General features: G+C 30.7%; 25 protein-coding genes. 10 read left to right on the top strand and 15 right to left on the bottom strand.

Annotated elements, in window-relative coordinates:
- The first annotated feature begins 1 nt into the window (after position 1).
- Positions 2-613, top strand: coding sequence for a hypothetical protein (locus NOVO_04410; GenBank protein AIL65264.1), 612 nt, complete (start codon positions 2-4; stop codon positions 611-613).
- A gap of 117 nt (positions 614-730) precedes the next feature.
- Here the strand turns inward: NOVO_04410 and NOVO_04405 are convergent, their stop codons facing one another.
- The 6 genes from NOVO_04405 to NOVO_04380 form a co-directional block, all read right to left on the bottom strand.
- Complete coding sequence (locus NOVO_04405; protein AIL65263.1) at positions 731-1,168, bottom strand: chemotaxis protein CheY; 438 nt, start codon at positions 1,166-1,168, stop codon at positions 731-733.
- Complete coding sequence (locus NOVO_04400; protein AIL65262.1) at positions 1,081-2,535, bottom strand: Sensor histidine kinase; 1,455 nt, start codon at positions 2,533-2,535, stop codon at positions 1,081-1,083. Before NOVO_04400 ends, NOVO_04405 begins: the two co-directional genes overlap by 88 nt.
- Complete coding sequence (locus tag NOVO_04395; GenBank protein AIL65261.1) at positions 2,520-3,503, bottom strand: hypothetical protein; 984 nt, start codon at positions 3,501-3,503, stop codon at positions 2,520-2,522. The genes NOVO_04400 and NOVO_04395 overlap by 16 nt, the downstream gene beginning before the upstream one ends.
- Before the next feature lie 182 nt (positions 3,504-3,685).
- Positions 3,686-5,011, bottom strand: coding sequence for an ATP-dependent protease ATPase subunit HslU (hslU, locus tag NOVO_04390; GenBank protein ID AIL65260.1), 1,326 nt, complete (start codon positions 5,009-5,011; stop codon positions 3,686-3,688).
- The gene (hslV, locus tag NOVO_04385; GenBank protein ID AIL65259.1) at positions 5,001-5,570 is read right to left on the bottom strand and encodes an ATP-dependent protease subunit HslV; all 570 of its coding nucleotides are present in this window, start codon (positions 5,568-5,570) and stop codon (positions 5,001-5,003) included. Before hslV ends, hslU begins: the two co-directional genes overlap by 11 nt.
- On the bottom strand, positions 5,567-6,049 hold the full coding sequence (locus tag NOVO_04380) for a SmpA / OmlA family protein (protein ID AIL65258.1): 483 nt from the start codon (positions 6,047-6,049) through the stop codon (positions 5,567-5,569). Before NOVO_04380 ends, hslV begins: the two co-directional genes overlap by 4 nt.
- Positions 6,050-6,159: 110 nt before the next feature.
- On the opposite strand from NOVO_04380, the gene rpmF reads away from it, so the two are divergent.
- From rpmF to folK, 5 genes are read left to right on the top strand one after another with little or no spacing between them, the layout of a single operon-like run.
- Positions 6,160-6,342, top strand: coding sequence for a Ribosomal protein L32 (gene rpmF / locus NOVO_04375; GenBank protein AIL65257.1), 183 nt, complete (start codon positions 6,160-6,162; stop codon positions 6,340-6,342).
- A gap of 13 nt (positions 6,343-6,355) precedes the next feature.
- Complete coding sequence (gene plsX, locus NOVO_04370) at positions 6,356-7,396, top strand: Phosphate acyltransferase (protein AIL65256.1); 1,041 nt, start codon at positions 6,356-6,358, stop codon at positions 7,394-7,396.
- Between the two features lie 5 nt (positions 7,397-7,401).
- Entirely contained in the window at positions 7,402-8,370 is a 969-nt protein-coding gene (fabH, locus tag NOVO_04365; protein ID AIL65255.1) for a 3-oxoacyl-[acyl-carrier-protein] synthase 3, read from the top strand.
- Positions 8,364-8,762, top strand: coding sequence for a Dihydroneopterin aldolase (locus NOVO_04360; GenBank protein ID AIL65254.1), 399 nt, complete (start codon positions 8,364-8,366; stop codon positions 8,760-8,762). Before fabH ends, NOVO_04360 begins: the two co-directional genes overlap by 7 nt.
- Entirely contained in the window at positions 8,755-9,300 is a 546-nt protein-coding gene (gene folK, locus NOVO_04355; GenBank protein AIL65253.1) for a 2-amino-4-hydroxy-6- hydroxymethyldihydropteridine pyrophosphokinase, read from the top strand. The genes NOVO_04360 and folK overlap by 8 nt, the downstream gene beginning before the upstream one ends.
- Before the next feature lie 46 nt (positions 9,301-9,346).
- On the opposite strand, the gene NOVO_04350 is transcribed toward folK, so the two are convergent.
- The 9 genes from NOVO_04350 to NOVO_04310 form a co-directional block, all read right to left on the bottom strand.
- Positions 9,347-9,748: a hypothetical protein gene (locus NOVO_04350; protein ID AIL65252.1), complete on the bottom strand. Its 402-nt coding sequence runs from the start codon at positions 9,746-9,748 to the stop codon at positions 9,347-9,349.
- Between the two features lie 332 nt (positions 9,749-10,080).
- Positions 10,081-10,191, bottom strand: coding sequence for a hypothetical protein (locus NOVO_04345; protein ID AIL65251.1), 111 nt, complete (start codon positions 10,189-10,191; stop codon positions 10,081-10,083).
- Positions 10,175-10,480: a hypothetical protein gene (locus tag NOVO_04340; protein ID AIL65250.1), complete on the bottom strand. Its 306-nt coding sequence runs from the start codon at positions 10,478-10,480 to the stop codon at positions 10,175-10,177. The genes NOVO_04345 and NOVO_04340 overlap by 17 nt, the downstream gene beginning before the upstream one ends.
- A gap of 358 nt (positions 10,481-10,838) precedes the next feature.
- Positions 10,839-12,041 carry an Anhydro-N-acetylmuramic acid kinase gene (anmK, locus tag NOVO_04335; protein ID AIL65249.1) on the bottom strand — a complete coding sequence of 401 codons (1,203 nt, stop codon included), beginning with the start codon at positions 12,039-12,041 and terminating at the stop codon, positions 10,839-10,841.
- A gap of 2 nt (positions 12,042-12,043) precedes the next feature.
- On the bottom strand, positions 12,044-13,390 hold the full coding sequence (locus tag NOVO_04330) for a Putative Zn-dependent protease with TPR repeat (protein ID AIL65248.1): 1,347 nt from the start codon (positions 13,388-13,390) through the stop codon (positions 12,044-12,046).
- A 2-nt stretch (positions 13,391-13,392) separates the two neighbouring features.
- A complete protein-coding gene (fdxA, locus tag NOVO_04325) occupies positions 13,393-13,728 on the bottom strand; it encodes a Ferredoxin II (protein AIL65247.1) in 336 nt (111 codons plus the stop codon).
- A 179-nt stretch (positions 13,729-13,907) separates the two neighbouring features.
- On the bottom strand, positions 13,908-14,630 hold the full coding sequence (gene ccmC / locus NOVO_04320; protein AIL65246.1) for a heme exporter protein CcmC: 723 nt from the start codon (positions 14,628-14,630) through the stop codon (positions 13,908-13,910).
- A gap of 15 nt (positions 14,631-14,645) precedes the next feature.
- Positions 14,646-15,410 carry a Laccase domain protein yfiH gene (gene yfiH, locus NOVO_04315; GenBank protein ID AIL65245.1) on the bottom strand — a complete coding sequence of 255 codons (765 nt, stop codon included), beginning with the start codon at positions 15,408-15,410 and terminating at the stop codon, positions 14,646-14,648.
- Position 15,411: 1 nt separating this feature from the next.
- Positions 15,412-16,194 carry an acyl-CoA esterase gene (locus NOVO_04310; GenBank protein AIL65244.1) on the bottom strand — a complete coding sequence of 261 codons (783 nt, stop codon included), beginning with the start codon at positions 16,192-16,194 and terminating at the stop codon, positions 15,412-15,414.
- A 23-nt stretch (positions 16,195-16,217) separates the two neighbouring features.
- Between NOVO_04310 and cotSA the strand changes: the two genes are divergently transcribed.
- From cotSA to rsmG, 4 genes are read left to right on the top strand one after another with little or no spacing between them, the layout of a single operon-like run.
- The gene (gene cotSA / locus NOVO_04305; protein AIL65243.1) at positions 16,218-17,375 is read left to right on the top strand and encodes a GT1 family glycosyltransferase; all 1,158 of its coding nucleotides are present in this window, start codon (positions 16,218-16,220) and stop codon (positions 17,373-17,375) included.
- Entirely contained in the window at positions 17,372-18,169 is a 798-nt protein-coding gene (locus NOVO_04300; GenBank protein AIL65242.1) for a beta 1,4 Glucosyltransferase, read from the top strand. Before cotSA ends, NOVO_04300 begins: the two co-directional genes overlap by 4 nt.
- An 11-nt stretch (positions 18,170-18,180) precedes the next feature.
- On the top strand, positions 18,181-20,037 hold the full coding sequence (mnmG, locus tag NOVO_04295; protein AIL65241.1) for a Glucose-inhibited division protein A: 1,857 nt from the start codon (positions 18,181-18,183) through the stop codon (positions 20,035-20,037).
- Positions 20,027-20,647: a Ribosomal RNA small subunit methyltransferase G gene (gene rsmG / locus NOVO_04290; GenBank protein AIL65240.1), complete on the top strand. Its 621-nt coding sequence runs from the start codon at positions 20,027-20,029 to the stop codon at positions 20,645-20,647. The genes mnmG and rsmG overlap by 11 nt, the downstream gene beginning before the upstream one ends.
- Positions 20,648-20,651: the final 4 nt, after the last annotated feature.

The following is a 20,651-nucleotide window of genomic DNA, read 5'->3' as shown; positions in this document are numbered from 1 at the left end:
TATGCTGAGATATATAAGAACTTTTTCATTTATTCTATTAATTTTAATTAGTTTTTGGTTTATTGGGTTTGTGTATTTTGTCCATACTATGTCTTTGGTTGTTCCTGATAATCATACTATGACGGATGCAATAGTAGTATTAACAGGGGGAAAAGGAAGAATTGATCAAGGTATAGCTTTGCTGGCAGCGAATAAAGCTCAAAAATTGTTAATAACAGGTGTAGGATCACAAGCTAAATTAGAAGAAATACATATATATGATTACGAACAAGCTAAATTACTTAGTGATAAAATAACTTTAGGTTATGTTGCAACTAATACGAAAGGTAATGTGCAAGAAACTATCCACTGGATGAAAGATAATAATTTTAAAACTATAAGATTAGTTACCTCAGAATACCATATGCCTAGAGCTTGTTTAGAATTTGCAATGGCTATTAGTAAGGAAGATATAATATTTAATCCTGTAGTATCAGATAATATAAAACTTAATACCATCTGGAAATCTCCTATTCATCTTAAATTGATAGGGTTAGAATATAGTAAATTTATTTGGCTATATATATATTACAATATTAAGAGTTCAACATATAAGCTTTTTAATTTGCAATAGGTACGTCGTCACTCGGTTAGCTTAGCTATGTACTTAGCGCCTCGTTTCTATCCCTATTACCAATTAATTTGCTATAGTTTTTATGTTTTTGATTCCTAAAGATTAAATTATTTAAAGCTATAAAGCTTTTTCCAATTCATACATTATATTCTGTTTTTGGTAGGGCTTTTTGATATAGGTGAAAATGCCAAGTGTGAATGCTCTTTCAATTTCAGCACTATCGGAAGAACCAGTCTGTAAAATAACTGGAATTTTAGCAAGCTCTGGGTTCTGCTTGATCTCAGCGAGTACATTTAAGCCATAAATATCTGGCATCATTAAGTCGAGCAAAATTAAATCTATTTCCTTAAAATGTTCTTTTAAATATTCAAGGCCCGCATAACCTCCCACTGCTTTATGGAGATTATAGCCACTTCCAAAAAGCAGTAATTCCATACTCATTAGGCAGGCATCTTCATCATCTATTATTAAAATGTTAGCTGATTTAGTAGTTTGAGTGGCAGGTTTTGTAGGTATTTCGACATTATTTTCGGCAATAATATGATGGCCGTCCATTTGTTTGGCCTGCGATATTGGAATAACAAAGTTAAAAGTTGCACCTTGTTCATTATTTTCTGCCCAAATTTCACCATGATGAGCTTCGATAATTTCTTTACATATGCAAGTCCAAGGCCGGTACCACCTGCTTTTGTTTTGGTCTTACTGCTTTGAACAAAGACCTCAAAGATAGTATATAATTCATTTTCAGGAATGCCTATCCCTTCATCTTTAATAGCAAAATGATAAGCTTCGCACTTATTTTCATCATCATAAGTGATTTCTGAAGAGCTAAGAGAAACAGTTAGAGTAGAATTATTTGGGCTGAATTTGATGCTATTAACAAATAAATTACGGAGGACTTGGCCTATTCTTTCTTTGTCCGCCAGGATAAAGGCGTCTTTTAAAGGAGTATAATTGATAAGAACCTCTTTTTCAGCCATATATAAAATTTTAGCTTCCTCAATCATTTTAAGGATGATGAGATTTAAGTCTATTTTTTCTAGCTTCATAATCATCTTGCCAGCCTGAAACTTAGAAAGATCAAGGAGATGGTTAAGCAGCGAAGATAATCTCTTCGCATTTGTTGCTACTTGTTTAGCCAAATCAAATTTTCTTTGATCTTCAAGAATATTCCAGTGTTCTACTAACCCTTCAGATAAATTGGTAAATCCTTGTGTCGGCGTCCTAATCTCATGACTCATATTATTTAGGAACTCTGTCTTGGCTGAAAGTGCATGTTCCAACTCTGCGGTTCTGCTTTGAACCTGAGTTTCTAAATATTCATTTACTTCATTTAGAGTTTTTTCTTTGAAATGATTAAAAATTTCCTTATTTTTTGCAAATATAGTACCAAGTATTGTAATACACAAAAACATATAAAAAAATAGATAAGTTTGATAACCTGTAGGCCAACTATCAATCTTATTGCCCAACACATAGAAAAATAATAAGCCTAAAATTATACCTATAGCCTCAACACTCAAAAAAGTAATAGAGTCTAATAGCAAAATGACAATCATCACTCCTATGTTAAAGTTGATAAGCCATTCTAATGAGAAATTATTTTTTAGTAAAAGATAAGTGGTCAAAAACGGGAGTGTAAAAATAATCACACTAAACCAATATAATGGTAAATAAAATTTTAATTTATATGGCCATTGTTTATGAAATAACAATACTAAGCATAGTATGAGTGAAATAATTCTTATTATTATCCCAGTAAGGTAAGATTTTGTGTATATTTCATATATAATAGCAATAGGAAAATTGATGAGACCAACTATAGAAAATGTATAATAAGATGCTCCATATTTTTTTACCCTATTTTCAGCAATATTTGCTAGAGCTTTAATCCAAAAGGCAAGGTTTATGGCTTTTTGCATATTATTAACCGTACTTTATTATTATAATTCAATATATCTAACACACCAAATCCTATTTTATGTAATAAATTGTTAATATCCATTAGGGTAAATTTTTGTGAGGCAGCTCCCCGAAGTTCTTGATTTTGTCTTATAGCAATAGTACCATATTTTTCCATTTCAAAAATTATATTTTCTTTTGCTACAAAAAATTTTTCTATCGTCCTACAATGTTTATGCCATAAAAATCTTATTTCAAAAAAATTTAAATAATCTTTAAAGGGAGGATGAATAATAGCAAAATATTCTAAAATACCCCTAATTAACTTATAAGAATATATATTATCATAGGCTTTAATAAGAGTTTGTTCATCTTGATTCGTATCAACTGCTAGAAGCAATTTATCTCCAATATTCATTAATTTGAATATTTGCTGTAAAGCCTGTAATTGTAGAGAGGAAGAAAAATTCCCTATTGTTCCCCCCAGCAATAATATACATTTCTTATCATCCTCTTTTTTTAATGATTTAAGATTACCAAGAGACATTAAATCAGCTTCAACACCCCTTATATCTATGTTATACGTATTTTCTTTTATAAAGGCACAGGCCTTATCTAAATAAGGTTTTGAATGGTCTATAGCATAATAACGTTTCAACGACTTCGCATAATTTAATAGAGGGATAGTTTTATTAGTTATTGTATGATTTGATCCTGGTCCAATTTCAATAATATCTTTAATATCTGATAGATGAGTAGTAAGCTTTTCAGCATTATTTTTTATTATAGCTACTTCCTCACTAAATAAATAATAATCAGGGTTATTTTTCACCATTAAGTCATAGGTAGAGCTTGATCCCATATAAGCATAAGGTAACATATCTATACCTTTTGGATCAGTAAAAAATTGATAATAATCTGCCAATATTTTCTCTTGTTCAGATAATTTAATAGTAGTATCTAATTTATTTTTTAATATACATTTCATTTCTTGCTCCAATTCCCTTATTTACATCGTTACTTATTCTTAATATAATTTTACAATTATTACAATAATAATACGATTAATAAAAAAATATTTAATTATATAGTATTATTGTTATACTAAATGCAAATATAATAAAATCGTACTATTAATTTTATACTATTTAACTCCCGGCAGATAATTAATTACAAAATAAATTTTGATAAATCTGAGTATTGTAGAATATTATCTAATTTGTTTTTCACGTATTGTTCATCTATAACTATCTTAGCTCCTGATTCTTCACTTGCATTAAAGCTTATTTCATCAAGTAATTTTTCTAAAATTGTATGTAGTCTTCTAGCGCCTATATTTTCTACATCTTGATTTACTATAGTTGCAATACGAGCTAATTCATTAATACCATCAGTTGTGAATGTTAGGTTAATATTTTCAGTTGCAAGCAAAGCTTCATATTGTTTAAGCAAACTAGTTTCAGGCTCTTTAAGAATACTAACCATATCTTCATGAGTTAGAGCTTTCAATTCAACTCTAATAGGTAATCTGCCTTGTAATTCTGGGAGTAAATCAGAAGGCTTAGCCATATGAAAGGCACCTGAAGCTATAAATAAAATATAATCAGTTTTAACAGAACCATATTTTGTGGAGACAGTAGTACCTTCTATAAGTGGTAATAGATCTCTTTGTACACCTTCTCTGCTTACTTCTCCACCTTTAGCTTCATATCTAGCAGCAATTTTATCTATTTCGTCAATAAACACTATTCCTTCATTTTCTACCATATCAATAGCTTGGCTAATGATTTTATCCTCATCGAGTAGCTTATCACTTTCTTCTGCCATTAAAACACCATAAGCGTCTAGAACGGTCATTTTCTTATTTTTAGTACGTCCTCCTAAGCCTAAGGTTTTGTTTAGCATTTCACCTACGTTTATTACTCCCATTTGTCCTCCCGGAATACCGGGTATATCAAATGTAGGCATAGATTGAGCAGATTCTTTTACCTGTATTTCTATTTCTTTATCTTGTAATTTACCTTCTTGTAGTAAAGTTTTAAATTTTTCTCTTGTTTCTAAGCTAGCTGTATCTCCTACTAACGTATCTAGAATGCGTTCTTCAGTAGCGTTTTTTGCTTTTTCATATACTTCTTTACGTAATTTTTGACGTATAATATTTATAGAAATTTCTACCAAATCTCTAATAATAGAATCAACATCTCTACCGACATATCCTACTTCTGTAAACTTAGTAGCTTCTATTTTAATAAAAGGAGCATTGGCAAGCTTTGCTAATCTTCTTGCAATTTCTGTTTTACCTACTCCTGTTGGTCCAATCATTAAAATATTTTTTGGTACAATTTCATCACGGAGAGGTTCTGGAACTTGTTTGCGACGCCAACGATTACGCAGTGCAATAGCTACAGCCTTTTTAGCCGCTAATTGGCCTATGATAAAACGATTTAGTTCTGCAACTATTGCTTGAGGAGTTAAATTTTTAGAATCAGCGCTCATCTTTTTCTTGCCCTATTGTCTCTATTGTGATGTTATTATTGGTATATACACATATTTCTGCTGCTATATTCATAGCACGATTTACAATTTTTTCTGCTGTTAGGGATTTGATGTCTATTAGTGCACGTGCAGCTGCTAGTGCATAATTACCCCCAGAGCCAATAGCTGCAATTCCACCTTCTGGTTCTAACACGTCACCATTACCAGTAAGCACTAAAGATACGTTTTGATCTACAACTATCATCATTGCTTCTAATTTACGTAAATAGCGGTCTGTACGCCAATCTTTGGCTAGTTCTACGCAGGCTCTAGTTAATTGTCCAGGATGTTTTTCCAGCTTTGCTTCTAACCTTTCAAATAAAGTTAATGCATCTGCAGTTGCGCCAGCAAATCCAGCGAGTATTGTACCATTTGCTAATTTTCTTAGTTTATTGGCTGAAGATTTTATTACCGTATGTGCAATAGAAACTTGCCCGTCTGCGGCAATTACCACTTTACCATTTTTTCGTACAGATAAAATAGTAGTGCCATACCAACTTTTATTAGAGTGTTCTATCATGGTCTTCCCTTATTACGTGGACCTTTTTTATTAAAACGTCCTATATTTTCTATAAATTGCTTGAATATTCTAGTATCATCTCCGGCTACACCAGTAGATTCATCGGAAAATACTACTAAGTCATCTTGATCTAAGACATATTCTTCTACATCTTCAAGAATATTATGATTATTAAATTTTAGTAATAAGACACGCTTTTCTATTACTTTAGGGTTTAAAAAAGCAATCCTTTCATATTTTGAAGATAGATAATACCAAGTATTATTACCAAACTCTGAGGTAGTAGTAGGAGTACCTAATATTTCTAAAACATCGTTTTGAGAGGTAACATTTTTCTGTAATTTAGCTAAATCCTGGCTCTTAAAAATAAAGCCATGCACTAATATATTTTTTGTGCAAGCAGTAGCCATTACTGCTAATACAAATATTAATAATAATTTTTGTCTAATTTGACTTAATATAAAAAATAGGTTAAACATCTTTTTCAACTAGATTATATAAACAAGATAAAATATCTTGAAGTTTATAATGTATTTCTAGTAATAAGTAAACAATTTAGTATGTATTCTTAAAAATAAGGATTTTGAACATGGCTGTTCCTAAGAAAAAAACTTCGAAATCGAAGAGTAAAATGCGTAGAGCTCATTTAGGTATAAAAAAGATAAATGTAGTAGTAGATGCTACTACCGGGGAATATAAATTACCTCACCATCTTTCATTAGAGGATGGTTATTATAATAAACGTCAAGTATTAGTTACAAAAGAAGCGTAGATTCTAAATTAAAATGGAGAATATACTCAAAAAAGATCCCGTAATTGCTTTAGATGCTATGGGAGGTGAAGGTGCGCCCTGGTCAGTACTTGCAGGGGCTAATAATATTTTATTGACCAAACCTAATGTAAAATTTGTGTTATATGGCAACCAAAAGGATCTTAATTCTGAGTTAAGTAAATTTACAAATCTAAAATCTAGATGTGAAATTATACATACTGAAGAAGTTATTTCTCCTGAAACTAGACCTTCTTTTGCAGTACGTAATAGTAAAAATACTAGTATGGGGCAGGCTGTGAACGCAGTGAAAGATGGTGTAGCTGATGCTATAGTGTCTTCTGGTAATACAGGAGCTTTAATGGCTATTTCAAAATTAGCCTTAAGGACTTTACCTCAGATTGATAGACCTGCAATAGCTACGCTTCTTCCAACTTTACGTAATAAATCTGTAATGTTAGATTTAGGTGCTAATGCTGAGTGTTCAGCTGAAAATTTATTCCAGTTTGCCTTTATGGGGGATGCTTTTGCAAAAGCTGTATTAGGATTATCTAGCCCCACGATAGGCTTACTTAACATAGGGTCAGAAGACGTTAAGGGTAATGAAATAGTAAAGGCTGCTAGCGCAATGCTGAAAGCAGAAAATATACCGATAAATTTTATTGGGTATATAGAAGGTAACGATATAGCTGAAGGTACAGCTGATGTAATCGTCACAGATGGTTTTTCTGGTAATATTGCATTAAAGACTGCTGAAGGCACAGCTCAGGCTTGTAAATATTTCTTTAAACAAGCTTTTGAAAGTTCATTTATAGCAAAACTGGGAGGATTGTTAGCTGCTCCTGCTTTAAGAAGAACTTTAAAAAAATTAGATCATAGATTATATAATGGTGCGATGTTTTTAGGATTAAATGGTATTGTTGTAAAAAGTCATGGCTCTGCTGATGAGCTTGCATTTGCTAATGCTATTTCAGTTGCAGTAGAATTAGTATACCATGATATAAATGCTAAAATTAATCGTGAAATTAGCAGTTCTCAAGAATTTATTACTATTTAAGAATTATGCAAAATAAAACAAAATCTATAATTATTGGGTCTGGTTCATATCTACCTAGTAGGTTAATAACAAATGATGAATTATCTAAAACAGTGGATACCAATGATGCTTGGATTACTGAAAGAACTGGTATAAAGCAAAGATATTTAGTAACTAAAGGTGAATTAACCTCAGATTTAGCCTTAAATGCTGCAAAGAAGGCTATCAATGCTAGTGGAGTTTCTATATTAGATATAGATTTGATTATAGTGGCTACTACTACTCCTGATACTACATTTCCTTCTACAGCAGCCAAATTGCAAGCATCTCTTGGTATGAGGAAAGGTGCATCTTTTGATATACAAGCTGTTTGTGCAGGTTTTATTTATGCTCTTTCAATAGCAGATTCTATGATCAAGACATCTCAGGCCAGAAATATATTGGTAGTGGGAGCAGAAACTATGTCCAATCTTTTAGATTGGCAGGATCGGTCTACTTGTGTATTATTTGGAGATGGAGCGGGAGCCGTTATATTATCTGCAAGTGATGTAGGGGATTCAGGCATAATAAATACTAAGCTTTATTCGGATGGGCAATATAATAATATATTATATACTGATGGAGGGGTAGCTTCTACGGGTCAAGCTGGAAAAATCAGAATGCTTGGTCGAGAAGTGTTTAAACATGCTATTACCAAGATGGCAGATTCTATTTTACAGATTTTATCTGAAGAAAAATTATCTATAGAAGATATAGATTTATTAATTCCGCACCAAGCTAATTACAGAATTATTGAGGCTTTAGCAACCAAGCTATCTTTTCCTCTAGATAAAGTAATTTCTACCGTATCAGAGCATGCTAATACTTCAGCTGCCTCTATTCCACTTGCGTTAGATCACGCATTACGTAATAATCGTATAAAGAAGGGTAATTTAGTATTATTAGTTGCGATTGGGGCTGGCTTAACTTGGGGAGCGAGTTTAATTAAATGGTAAATTCAAGTAATCTTTTTGTGAATAGTGCTATAGGTCCAATTTTATCTTTTGATAAATTATCTATTAAGGTAAATTTAGGGGTAAGTGATATAGAACGTAAAATTTCTCAAGAAATTTATTTGTCGTTAAAATTAATTTTTATAACACCGCCTAAAGGTTGTTTTAGTGATAATATAGAAGATACGATTTGCTATAATCAGTTAGCTAATGTTATAAAAGAATTTTGTGAAAATAGGGAATTTAAGCTAATAGAATATTTAACTTACCAATTATATCAGTCAATTAAAGATTTTATAAATAATTCTAATGTTAAAATTTGGTTAAAATTAGATAAATATCCAGGTGTAATAAAGGATCTTTTGGGGGCCACAAGTTTTACTTATCATGATTAATATTGCGCTAGGATTAGGTGCCAATCTTGGTAATAGATTAGAAAATTTAAGAAAGGCTGTTGACTATTTATTAAGCGCGAATGTCATATCTAATATTACTATTTCATCTTTATACGAAACAGCGCCTTTAGTACCTGAAAATGCTCCAAGTAATTGGAATAAAACTTTTTATAACATTGTAATAAAAGGTGCAACTAATTATAAGCCTCTTCAACTCTTACAAAAAATTAAAGAAATAGAGACAATTCTAGGACGCAAAAAAAGATTAAAATGGGCGCCTAGAGAAATAGATATAGATATATTAGTATATGCAGAAGAATATATCGAGATTTCTGTAGGCTCTATGTCGCTTGTTATACCTCATATAGACCTTCTTAATAGAGACTTTTTTCTAGTACCTTTAGCTGAGTTATGGCCAGATTGGAAGTATCCTATTGAAGGAATTTTTATGCATAAATCAGCATTAACTCTTATAAATAATTTTACAGGCTCTAAAAATATAATTAATATAACGCCGTTTCCTAAGATCAATACATAGCTACCGATTATTTAGGTAGCTATTTAGAATTGTTTACAAAACTCTTTTAATTACGTTCCATGAGTATGGTTATATGTGAAGGAGCCTTATGCATAGCACCAGTAGCAGCATCTACAAGAAAGCCTGGCCAAAATAGAACATTCACTATAGTTGTTCCATTAAAGCTATTACCCACACCAAAACTTTTTTGGGTGTAACCATCTTTTGTACATCTAGGCGTTATAGCACTACTTGTTCTAGTAATTACTACAGTTCCAGGATTACCATATATTGGTAAGTATGAGCCTGTACCATCGGTAATATGGCATGATACATCCTGTAAAGGTTGCTGAGTTTTAGCATCTATAGCTACTATATTTATTTTTTGTGTAGTACCAGAAAATATGGTAGCGCAAGAAGATAGTATTAAACATCCTAACACTAAAGATATTTTTAATAAATAGTTCATTTATTTACCTATATTTAATTATTAATTTGGCGTTTATAAAATATTTATTAATAAAAGTCAAATTATTTTAATAAATATGTTATAAAACTTAAGAATAGTTATTTATTTTTAGGATGTATTAATAATGTTTCCAAGACTATAGTTTTTGTAGCTTCCTTATCAGATAGGAATGATGAGCAAAATCTACTTTTTGTTAGGTTAGCGAAGAGTGACGCATATGCTGATTCAAATCAAGAAACTATAGAATAAATTATAATGATATTGAGAATATTATAAGAATTAAGCTACCAGCAGAGAATATCCTGATAGCTTAATAGGGTTGATAAAATCTTTTACTTACTTTCCATAAAGACAGTAATATGTGAAGGAGCTTTATGTACGGCACCAGTAGCAGCATCTACAATGAAACCTGGCCAAAATAGTACATTAACTAGTAACTGCATTGAAACTACTTCCTACACCAAAATTTTTCTGAGTATAGCCAACTTTCGTACATATAGGAGTTACACCATTGCTTGTTCTAGTTACTTTTACAGTACCAGGATTGGTAGGAACTGGTAAATATGTTCCTGTTCCATCAGTGACATGGCAAGAGACATCTAATAGAGGTTGCTGAGTTGTAGCATCTACAGCTACGACATTTATTTTCTGTTTAGTACCAGAAAATACAGTTGCACAAGATGATAATGCTAAACAGCCTAACACTAAAGATATTTTTAATAAATAGTTCATTTATTTTCTCCTATTTAATTATTAGTTTTGTTTTAACAAAAATTTCCTTAATAAACTTTAAGTTAGCTTAATAAATTTATTAGAATAATTCAAGACTGATTATTTATGGTTTTCAACTTAAATTAGGAAAATTGTCCTGAATTAATTACTAACTTTTATAACATATTTTAAACTTATAATTAGTATATGCGTCACTCTTCGCTAACCTAACAAAAAGTAGGATTTGCTCATCATTCCTATCTGCTAAGGAAGCTGAAAAACTATAGTATATGAGATAGATCTAGATAGGGGAGATAAGGAAGATCTAGTTATCTAAATTGATAGTATTAAATTTCCAAGTATTGATATTACAGAGATTTTATATTTTACTCACATCATGGGAAAAATCTACATGAGGTAAAAAAATATCGCCAGCTATAGTAGGGGATTTAACGTTAGTAATTTGAGGAAAACTTGAAGGTAACTGAAGCATAGTACGAGCTGCGATATATGCAAATATTTCGGCCTCCATATATTGGCTATCCCAGCCTATAGAACTTGCCTTTATTATTTTTGCTTGTTCTCCTAATTTTTCTTTTATATATTTATTTAGTTCTGTAACAATTACAGGATTATTAAATCCTCCACCACACATCACCCAAGTTAAAGGGGACGGAAAAGTAATAAATTTTGTGCATTCTGCAATTATATATGCTGTAAACGCAGCAAGGGTTCTACAAGCATCTTGGGGAGTTAAGGTAAAAATTTCTTCCGTTAAAATAAAATTACTAGAGTCAAGGGACTTAGGAGGATAGCTATTAAGATAGTTAACGTTATTTTTGACAACAGCTGAATTATATAGTGTTTTAAAGATATTATCGTGCATTTTTCCTAATTTACCATGTTTTCCATCTTTATCCATAAATTCAGTATTATTTGAAAATTTGCGTATGTATTGATCTATTAGTACGTTACCTGGTCCTGTATCAAAGCCAATCAAATTATTTGGGTTAGAGTCCCTTATAAAAGTGACATTGGCAATGCCACCACAATTTACAACCGCTATAGGCAAACGCTTATCTCGAATAGCAAGTGCTTGATGATATATGGGGGCGAATGGTGCCCCTTGTCCTCCATTTTTTACATCTCGTTCACGAAAGTTAGCAACCACAGGAATACCAGTATTATTTGCCAATAATTGGCTGTATCCAACAGATATAGTAATTTTTTCTTCTGGATTATGATATAGAGATTGTCCATGATATCCAATTACATCTATTTCTTTAGCAGTAAATAAGGATTTTTCTAACAGTTTTTTTACAATTTTCGTATGTGATATGGTAGAAGTAGCGATAATATCTGATAAATTTTGATAATTTTCTTGTGCTAATTCTAGGTTACCTTTGTACTTTCTAACTACTAATTCGGCAGCTTTTAATAATGACCTAAAAGAATTGTCATAAGATAAGGATAGACTAGATAATTGTTTTGTATAAGTTTTTCCATCTGTTTCGAGTAAAACAGCGTCTATACCATCCATAGATGTACCGCTCATTAATCCTATGCATTTTAGTATGGTCATAATTATTTAACTGAATTAAGGATATCTTTTACTTTAAACATGTAAGGATGATTTTTTGGTAATTGATTACTAGCTAATTTTGCAAATTTTATAGCCTCTTGGGCATTACCATTAAGTAAGGCTATATTAGCTAGAATGGCATTAGCGATTCCAATTTGGCCTTGACGTCCGTAAGCAATAGCAAGTGATCTTAAAGCTAATAAATTATCATCCTCTTGTTCTAAAACTTGCTTTAAGTAACTAATTGCTTGATTTAAATTAGCAGAGTTGTGTATATGGTGATTATTATCTGTAGAAGCTATTAATGCTATAGATAAGCCTAATTTTATACCTAAAGCTTTAGGTAATAATTTATGAGCATTTTCATAATATTTGATAGAATCTTGAATATGGCCATTTTCAAACAAGATTTGCCCTGTAAATTCTAGAAAATAGGGGTTATTTGGTTCACGTGTAGTTAATATTTTCATTAAATTAATGGCTTTCTTTAAATCAGGTAGTTTAAATAAAGCTATAGCACGGGCGTATATATCATTAATACTATCATTACTTGGAGTAGAATTTAAGGTTATATCAGAGGGTTCTAAAAAAGCCTTTAATTTTTTCATTGAACGCATAAAACTCTCCTTTATTGCAGGCGAAATAGAAACAGGCGAATAATTTAAATTATGAAGATAATTTCTTATAAAAGTTAGCCTCTCTCTACTAATAGGATGAGTAAGAGTATATGGATTGATAGAATCATAGCTTGCTAATTCTCTTTGTTTAAAATACTCTAGTACCTTCACTAATCCCTGTGGAGAAATATTAATTTTTTTTAGTAATGTTACTGCTATTTGATCGGCAGTTTCCTCATTTTCACGAGAATGCCTTAACATTTCACGTTCTCCTATATGGGATGAGCCTATCACGGCAGCAGCTACTCCATCGGGGTTTCCTCCAGCTACTGCAGCAGCAGTAGCCAATATTAAGCTAGTGATAGTTGCTTTTCTTACTTGAGATAATTTTTCTTGATTTCGTAATAAATGTCCTGCCTTTATATGACCTATTTCATGGGCTAGAATTCCTAAAATTGCTTCAGGAGTATCGGAAAAGGCAAGTAATAATCCTGTATTTAAAAAAATATTTTTATTATCAGCGACAAAAGCATTGGCAGATTTATCCTGAACCAGCCTTATAGAAATATTATTAGGATTTATATTAGCTGCCAGTAACAGGGGTGTAGCTAGTTTTTTAAGTGAGCTTTCAATCTCATCATCAGTAATTAACGCAATAGCGGAGGCCTTTTGCACTAAACATAATAGCAAGAAAATATAAACAAAAATTATGTAACATAATTTTTTAAGCAAAACTATCCACCTGACTTAGGACTAAAAAATTGATCAAATTTATCTTTTTTATTTTTAAATTCTTCAGCTTCTGGTAAAGGATCTTTACGATTATTAATGTTAGGCCACTTTGCAGAATATTCTTTATTTATTTCTAACCATTTTACTGACTTATCTGTATCGGTATCTGGAATAATAGCTTCAATCGGACATTCTGGTTCACATACTCCACAGTCAATACATTCATCAGGATTAATAACTAGCATATTTTCACCTTCATAAAAACAATCTACAGGACAAACCTCTACACAATCTGTATATTTGCATTTAATGCATGCCTCGGTTACAACATAAGTCATTTTATTAAACCTTCTAATATTATACCATTTTAGAATTAAGTGATAGATATTTTATATATAGTGAAAACATTTGAATTTGCAGATGTTATCTCTGGTTTTAAATAAATAAATTATCTATAATATCTTAACCTAATATTACTTATATGATTATTTAGTAAAAATTACACTACTTTTATAATTTAATACCCTTTTTGTAAACGGGTAATTTTTTTATTTAATAATAAAGTTTTAAGTCTAATAGTGCTGATTAATAAGAAAAAGCATAAATATCCTAAAAACATTAGTAGTAAAGGTATAAGCATAGAATAATGTATATGTAGGCTATCAATCCTAAAAACAGTAGCTGGTTGATGAAGTGTATGCCAAAAATTTACTGAAAATTTTATTATAGGTATATTGATACACCCAACAATAGCAAGAATTGCACAGGGCATGGCACTATTTTCTCTAACTTCAAAATTGTAATGTAATACTATATAAGAAAGATATAGAAAAAATAAAACTAATACTGAAGTTAATCTGGCATCCCATACCCACCATGTTCCCCATATAGGTTTCCCCCATAATGCTCCTGTAAGAAGGGTGATAAATGTAAAAATAGCACCTATTATTACAATTGATTTAGCAATTAAATCATAGATAGGATTACGATATATTAAATATAATATACTATTTAAGGTTAATATAGTATAAATTAACATGGATAACCAAGCAGCAGGCACATGTATATACATTATTTTTATGGCACTACCTTGCTGATAGTCATCTGGAGAATTAAAAAAAGCATAATATAACCCAATTACCGTGAATATCAAAGTTAAAGTTGATAGCCATTTTATATATATAGATGATGACTTTATGAGGTTAGCAGGCTTTAAAAAATTAGCTGTTATATTAAACATATTATTATTTAAGAATTATTTCAAAGTGATAACGGACAAAAGGCTGCCTTTATCATTAATATCATTACTTAATGTATGACGCCTATAACTGAAAAAATGTTCTGTCTCAGCAAAAGTGTTACGATTAATGTTACTAATAGCATTAATTCCTAATAATTGCAATTTATTCGTAACATAACCTGGTAAGTCAAATTTAAAATAATTTGCTTTAGGTGAGGTAATAAAAAATTGAGAATTTAGCTTAGATTCATCCATAAATAGTTGATAAAACTCTGGTCCAATTTCATAAGAATTTTGATGGATGCATGGTCCTATTACCACTTTAATATCCTCTAATTTCGCACCTAATTTTAGCATATCTTGAACGGTATGCTCAAGTATCCCTTCTTTTGCTCCACGCCACCCTGCATGTGCTGCAGCTATTATATTTTGATTATAGTCAGCAAACAGAAGAGGGCAGCAATCAGCTGTCATGATTGCAAGTAAAATATTTGGTGTTGAGGTAATAATAGCATCAGCTTCTGGCTCTGAGCCTGTTGGCCAAACATAGTTAGTAGTGATTACCTTATTTCCATGTACTTGTTTGAGAATACATAAGTTGCTTGAAGGCTGATTAAACATAGAGGCAATAATTTGCTTATTATGTTCAATTTGTGGCTTAAGCGTATTATCAGAAGTTTTGTCTATATAAATATTAGAATTACTAGGAATATTTCTTGTAAAAAAAGCATGGCTTATATGAGATAATTTAGAGAATTCTGAAGAAGTTATTTTATACATTTTATTTATTTGTAATTTTGGTTATTAATTCATTAATGGTATTATAGAGTAAATATAAATTTACTTTAGTAGACATGCCATGTCCAGCATCTTTTACTAATTTTACTGTTATATCTTGAGAGGAGATTGAATTTACTAAATCTAGCGAAAAATTATAGGGTACATCTTTATCTGCCATCCCATGTAATAAGTAAATAGGACATTTAATATCTAAAGGTTTATTTAAAATCAAATGCTCTCTTGCTTCTTCTATTAATTTTAGAGAAATTTCATATTCTCCTTCACAATAATTCGAAGACAATTTGATTATACCTTGAGTTTGAAGTTTATTTTTTTCTTCAAGACTTAAAGTATTCCAAATTAAATTTTCTGTAAAGTCTGGAGCTGCAGCAATACATATAATACCAGCAACTTTTTCTGGTCTAAGTATAGAAGCAAGTAAAGCTAGCCACCCTCCCATGCTTGAACCAATAAAGATATGTTTATCTGTAGTAAGGTTATCAATAATAGAAAGGCAGTTTTCAAGCCATATCCCTATAGTACATTCATGAAAAATCCCTGAAGATAGCCCATGTCCTAAATAATCGAATTTAATAAAATTATAATTGTTATTTTGACAATATTCAGTTAAATTTCTAGCTTTGGTACCTTGCATATTGGAATTAAATCCAGAAAAAAAAATTATTCCTGGTAATTCATTTTGAGTTTTGCTATTTATTTTGCTATAAGCAATATAATTATTATTACTAAGTAAAAGTTTTTGAACATTAAAAGCTATATTCATTTTAAGCTCATAAAAGAAGAAATATGATAAATAATTCAAATAAAGATTCTTACCATAAAACAGGAATTTTGCAAGTTTTACCAGCCTTAATTTCAGGTGGGGTAGAGCGAGGGACCATTGAGATTACAGAAGCACTAATTAAAAATGGCTATAGAGCTTATGTTGTGTCTGCAGGAGGACCTATGATTTCGGCCTTATATCAGATGGGTGCAACTCACATAAAAATGTCTTTGGAAAGTAAAAATCCTTTTGTAATATACAAAAATAGCAAATTACTAGCATCAATCATCAAAGAATATAATATACAAATTATACATGCAAGATCAAGAGCACCTGCATGGAGTGCATATTTAGCTGCACGTAGGACCGGTTGTAATTTTATTACTACTTTTCACGGGGTGTATAAAATTACAAATTTTATAAAACGTGCTTACAATGCCATTATGACTAAGGGCCAATATATTATAGCTGTTTCAAATTATATTGATGATCATATTAAGAGAAATTATATAGTTGAGGAAAAAAATATTAAAGTAATTCATAGAGGAGTGGATTTATCATATTTTGATCCTAACACCATAAATGAACATAGAATAATGCAAATGGCAAAAAAATTGAATATTCAGTTAGATAAGCCATTAATCTTGTTACCAGCAAGAATTACGCGTTGGAAAGGACATTTATACCTATTACAGGCTTTAAGGCGATTGCCTGCAAATAGTTTTGCATGTATTTTTGTAGGAAGTGATAAAGGGCATGTAAGCTATAGAAAAGAAATAAAGCGTACTATAGCGGAATATGGTCTTAACCATGAAGTTGCTATAATAAATAATGTTTTAGATATGCCTGCTTTATATATGTTAGCTGATATTGTAATTTCGGCTTCAATTGAGCCTGAGGCTTTTGGTAGAGTGGTAACGGAGGCGCAAGCTATGGGCAGAATGGTTATTGCTACAAATTTGGGTGGTGCATGTGAAACTGTCTTACATGGAAAAACAGGTTGGCTTGTACCGCATGATGATGCAGAGATATTATACCAAACTATTGAAAAAGTTTTAAAATTAGCTCCACGTGAAAAAGATATTATTAGTGAAGCAGCTCGTAATCATATTAGGGATAATTTTTCTGTAGAAATGATGTGTAATAAAACAATTAACATTTATAAAAAGCTCCTTAAATGAAAATAAAGTTGCCTATTTCTGCCTTTATTATAGCTAAGAACGAACAAGATTTTATTGGTACAGCAATTAAAAGCTTAGTAGATTGGATAGACGAAGTTATAGTTATTGATAGTGGCAGTCAGGATAAAACTGTAGAAATTGCTACAAATTTAGGAGCTAGGGTTGTATATAATGAATGGTCTGGATATGTAAATCAAAAGATATTTGGTGAATCTTTATGTAGAAATAAATGGATAATTAATATTGATGCAGATGAAGAGTTTTCAGAGAACTTAAAAGAGGAAGTGTTTTTATTATTTTCCAAAAATACTTTAACTCCAAGCGCTTATTATATAAATGTAGTAATGGTGCACAGATTTAAAAAGAAATTTCTTTGTAAAATTGCCCCTAGAAATAAGGTTATTAGATTTTATAATATCGAAATAGCAGGATTTTGCTACGGGGATTTATCAAGTTTATATCGTGATTCTGTAAAATTAAACAAAAAAATGGAAGTTAGTCCTTTAGAGTTAAAAAATGTAATTTGGCATAGATCTTTTAGATCTATACAGCAAATGATGGATAAAATTAATTTTTATACTAATATTCAAGTTGAAGAAGATTTAAAAAAAGGTAGAAAAATAAATCCAATAAGGGTATTAATAGAGTTCTGGATGGTGTTTATAAAATTTTATTTATTGCGCAGATATTTTATTTACGGTATTGATGGTTTTATTGACAGCATGATATATGCGTTTTCTAGATTTATAAGATTAGCTAAATTAAGAGAAAAGACTATAAAAAATAAATATTGAGAGTGTTTCACGTGGAACAATATAACTATGATATAATAGTAATAGGAGGAGGTCATGCGGGTTGTGAAGCGGCAGCTGCTGCTGCACGTATGGGGGCAGCCACCTTGCTTATTACTTTAAAATATTCTAACCTTGGTGAAATGTCATGTAACCCAGCTATTGGAGGGGTGGCCAAAGGAATTATAGTAAAAGAAATAGATGCTCTAGATGGATTGATGGCTAGGGTAATTGATAAAGCTGGAATACATTATAAAATATTAAATAATAGTAAAGGTCCAGCTGTTAGGGGGCCAAGAGCTCAAGCAGACAGAAAATTATATCGTCATGCGATGCAAGAAGAGCTGTTTAATCAATCTAATCTTACTATAAAAGAAGCATCTGTAGAAGATATTATCTTAAATAATAATAAAGCTATTGGAGTGATTTTAAACGATAATGTAAAGATTTTTGCTCAAAAAATTATTTTAACTACAGGTACCTTTTTAAGAGGGTTAATTCATATAGGTAGTAAAAAAACATCTGCTGGTAGAATAGGAGAGCCTCCATCTCAAGGATTGTCTTTATTTTTGTTAAAAGCAGGCTTTAATTTGTCTAGATTAAAAACAGGCACTCCTCCTCGTTTAGATGGTAAGACAATAGATTGGAACCAATTGGAAGAACAAAAGGGTGATAATCCTCCAAAACCATTTTCTACCATGACAGATACAATACACATTCCGCAAGTTAGTTGTTATATAACTCATACTACATCAAAAACTCACCAAATTATAAAGCAGAATTTACATAATTCTCCTATGTATTCAGGGCAAATAGAAAGTAGAGGACCTAGATATTGTCCATCTATTGAAGATAAGATAGTGCGCTTTAGTAATAAAGAACAGCATCAGATTTTTTTAGAACCAGAAGGTTTAAATGATCATACTATATATCCAAATGGTATTTCAACCTCCTTGCCAGAAGAAATTCAATTAGAATTATTAAAATCTATTCCTGGATTGGAAAAAGCTTTAATGATTAGGCCTGGATATGCAATAGAATATGATTTTGTAGATCCTAGAGAATTGAAGGCAACTTTAGAAACTAAGCGTATAAATGGTTTATATTTAGCTGGCCAAATTAATGGCACTACTGGATATGAAGAGGCGGCTGGGCAAGGCATTATAGCTGGCATAAATGCAGCAGCTTCTCTTGCGGGTAAAGGAGATTTTGTGTTAGATAGAACAGAGGCTTATATAGGAGTTATGATAGATGATCTAATACATCTAGGTACAAATGAGCCTTACAGAATGTTTACTTCAAGAGCAGAATATAGATTAACTATGCGTCCGGATAATGCAGATCTTAGATTAACTGATAAAGGTATTCTGGTGGGATGTATTAGTAAAGCAAGGCAGGAAAATTTTGAAAATAAAAAAGCTAAGTTAGTTGAAGCAAAAGATAAAATGCGAGTTCTTTCTCTTACCCCTAATAAGCTTAAAAATTATAATATTAATATAAGTCAAGATGGTAGAATAAGAAATGCTTTTGAAATATTAAGTCATCCTAATATTTCAATAAAAAATATTGTAGATATATGGCAGGAAATAGCACATTTTAGCGATGATATTCAGGAGCAATTGGAAATTGAAGCAAAATATTTGTTTTATATAAAGCGTCAAGATGAAGATATAGAATTATTTAGAAAAGAAGAAAGTTTATTAATACCAAATAATTTTAATTATAAAATAATTAAGAGTTTATCTAATGAAGTTGTAGAGAAATTTATAAATTATCAACCTAAAAATATAGGAGATGCAAGACGTATACCTGGTATTACTCCAGCTGCAATAACAACTTTGATAATATATTTAAGACAATATGGAATTTAATGATTTTAAAGAATGTTGTAGGAAGCATGAGTTAGATGTTTCACGTGAAACATTTGAACAGCTGCGTTTATATATAAAATTACTTAAGAAATGGAATAATAAAATAAATTTAATAAGTAAAGGAACGATAGATGAAGTATGGTTACGTCATATAGTTGATTCTATGCAACTTCTCAAATATATTAATACTAAGAATTCTATAATTACAGATTTTGGTAGTGGTGCTGGGCTTCCTGGTGTTATATTATCAATATGCGGCATAAAAGAAATTCATTTAGTAGAAAGTGATATGCGTAAATCAGCATTTTTATTAGAAGCATCTAAATTAAGTAATCAAAAAATAATAATACATAATACACGAATAGAAAATTTGAAAGTATGGTATAACGATATAATAATAGCTAGAGCGTTTGCTCCATTAAAGAATATATTAGATATAAGTAAAGGTTTTATTGGTCATAATAAAAAATGGCTGTTATTAAAAGGTCATAATGTAATAAATGAGCTGAAAGAAGCAGAGAAAATATATAGTGTAGATTATATATTATATAATAGTATTACATTTGAAGATGCATATGTATTACAGATAAATTCTTATAAACATAAATGAGGAG

The organism is Rickettsiales bacterium Ac37b (genome assembly GCA_000746585.2).
GTDB lineage: Bacteria > Pseudomonadota > Alphaproteobacteria > Rickettsiales > Arcanibacteraceae > Ac37b.
This window is presented reverse-complemented; position numbering and strand designations above follow the sequence as displayed.

Excerpts from the sequence above, each read along its gene's own strand:
- cotSA (AIL65243.1), top strand. The coding sequence starts at position 16,218 with ATGATAAATAATTCAAATAAAGATTCTTACCATAAAACAGGAATTTTG.
- NOVO_04395 (AIL65261.1), bottom strand. The coding sequence starts at position 3,503 with ATGAAATGTATATTAAAAAATAAATTAGATACTACTATTAAATTATCT.
- NOVO_04405 (AIL65263.1), bottom strand. The coding sequence starts at position 1,168 with ATGGACGGCCATCATATTATTGCCGAAAATAATGTCGAAATACCTACA.
- plsX (AIL65256.1), top strand. The coding sequence starts at position 6,356 with ATGGAGAATATACTCAAAAAAGATCCCGTAATTGCTTTAGATGCTATG.
- NOVO_04340 (AIL65250.1), bottom strand. The coding sequence starts at position 10,480 with ATGAACTATTTATTAAAAATATCTTTAGTGTTAGGCTGTTTAGCATTA.
- fabH (AIL65255.1), top strand. The coding sequence starts at position 7,402 with ATGCAAAATAAAACAAAATCTATAATTATTGGGTCTGGTTCATATCTA.
- NOVO_04410 (AIL65264.1), top strand. The coding sequence starts at position 2 with ATGCTGAGATATATAAGAACTTTTTCATTTATTCTATTAATTTTAATT.
- folK (AIL65253.1), top strand. The coding sequence starts at position 8,755 with ATGATTAATATTGCGCTAGGATTAGGTGCCAATCTTGGTAATAGATTA.
- hslU (AIL65260.1), bottom strand. The coding sequence starts at position 5,011 with ATGAGCGCTGATTCTAAAAATTTAACTCCTCAAGCAATAGTTGCAGAA.
- fdxA (AIL65247.1), bottom strand. The coding sequence starts at position 13,728 with ATGACTTATGTTGTAACCGAGGCATGCATTAAATGCAAATATACAGAT.
- rpmF (AIL65257.1), top strand. The coding sequence starts at position 6,160 with ATGGCTGTTCCTAAGAAAAAAACTTCGAAATCGAAGAGTAAAATGCGT.
- rsmG (AIL65240.1), top strand. The coding sequence starts at position 20,027 with ATGGAATTTAATGATTTTAAAGAATGTTGTAGGAAGCATGAGTTAGAT.
- NOVO_04400 (AIL65262.1), bottom strand. The coding sequence starts at position 2,535 with ATGCAAAAAGCCATAAACCTTGCCTTTTGGATTAAAGCTCTAGCAAAT.
- yfiH (AIL65245.1), bottom strand. The coding sequence starts at position 15,410 with ATGTATAAAATAACTTCTTCAGAATTCTCTAAATTATCTCATATAAGC.
- NOVO_04310 (AIL65244.1), bottom strand. The coding sequence starts at position 16,194 with ATGAATATAGCTTTTAATGTTCAAAAACTTTTACTTAGTAATAATAAT.
- NOVO_04350 (AIL65252.1), bottom strand. The coding sequence starts at position 9,748 with ATGAACTATTTATTAAAAATATCTTTAGTGTTAGGATGTTTAATACTA.
- NOVO_04345 (AIL65251.1), bottom strand. The coding sequence starts at position 10,191 with ATGCAGTTACTAGTTAATGTACTATTTTGGCCAGGTTTCATTGTAGAT.
- NOVO_04360 (AIL65254.1), top strand. The coding sequence starts at position 8,364 with ATGGTAAATTCAAGTAATCTTTTTGTGAATAGTGCTATAGGTCCAATT.
- anmK (AIL65249.1), bottom strand. The coding sequence starts at position 12,041 with ATGACCATACTAAAATGCATAGGATTAATGAGCGGTACATCTATGGAT.
- NOVO_04300 (AIL65242.1), top strand. The coding sequence starts at position 17,372 with ATGAAAATAAAGTTGCCTATTTCTGCCTTTATTATAGCTAAGAACGAA.
- hslV (AIL65259.1), bottom strand. The coding sequence starts at position 5,570 with ATGATAGAACACTCTAATAAAAGTTGGTATGGCACTACTATTTTATCT.
- NOVO_04380 (AIL65258.1), bottom strand. The coding sequence starts at position 6,049 with ATGTTTAACCTATTTTTTATATTAAGTCAAATTAGACAAAAATTATTA.
- ccmC (AIL65246.1), bottom strand. The coding sequence starts at position 14,630 with ATGTTTAATATAACAGCTAATTTTTTAAAGCCTGCTAACCTCATAAAG.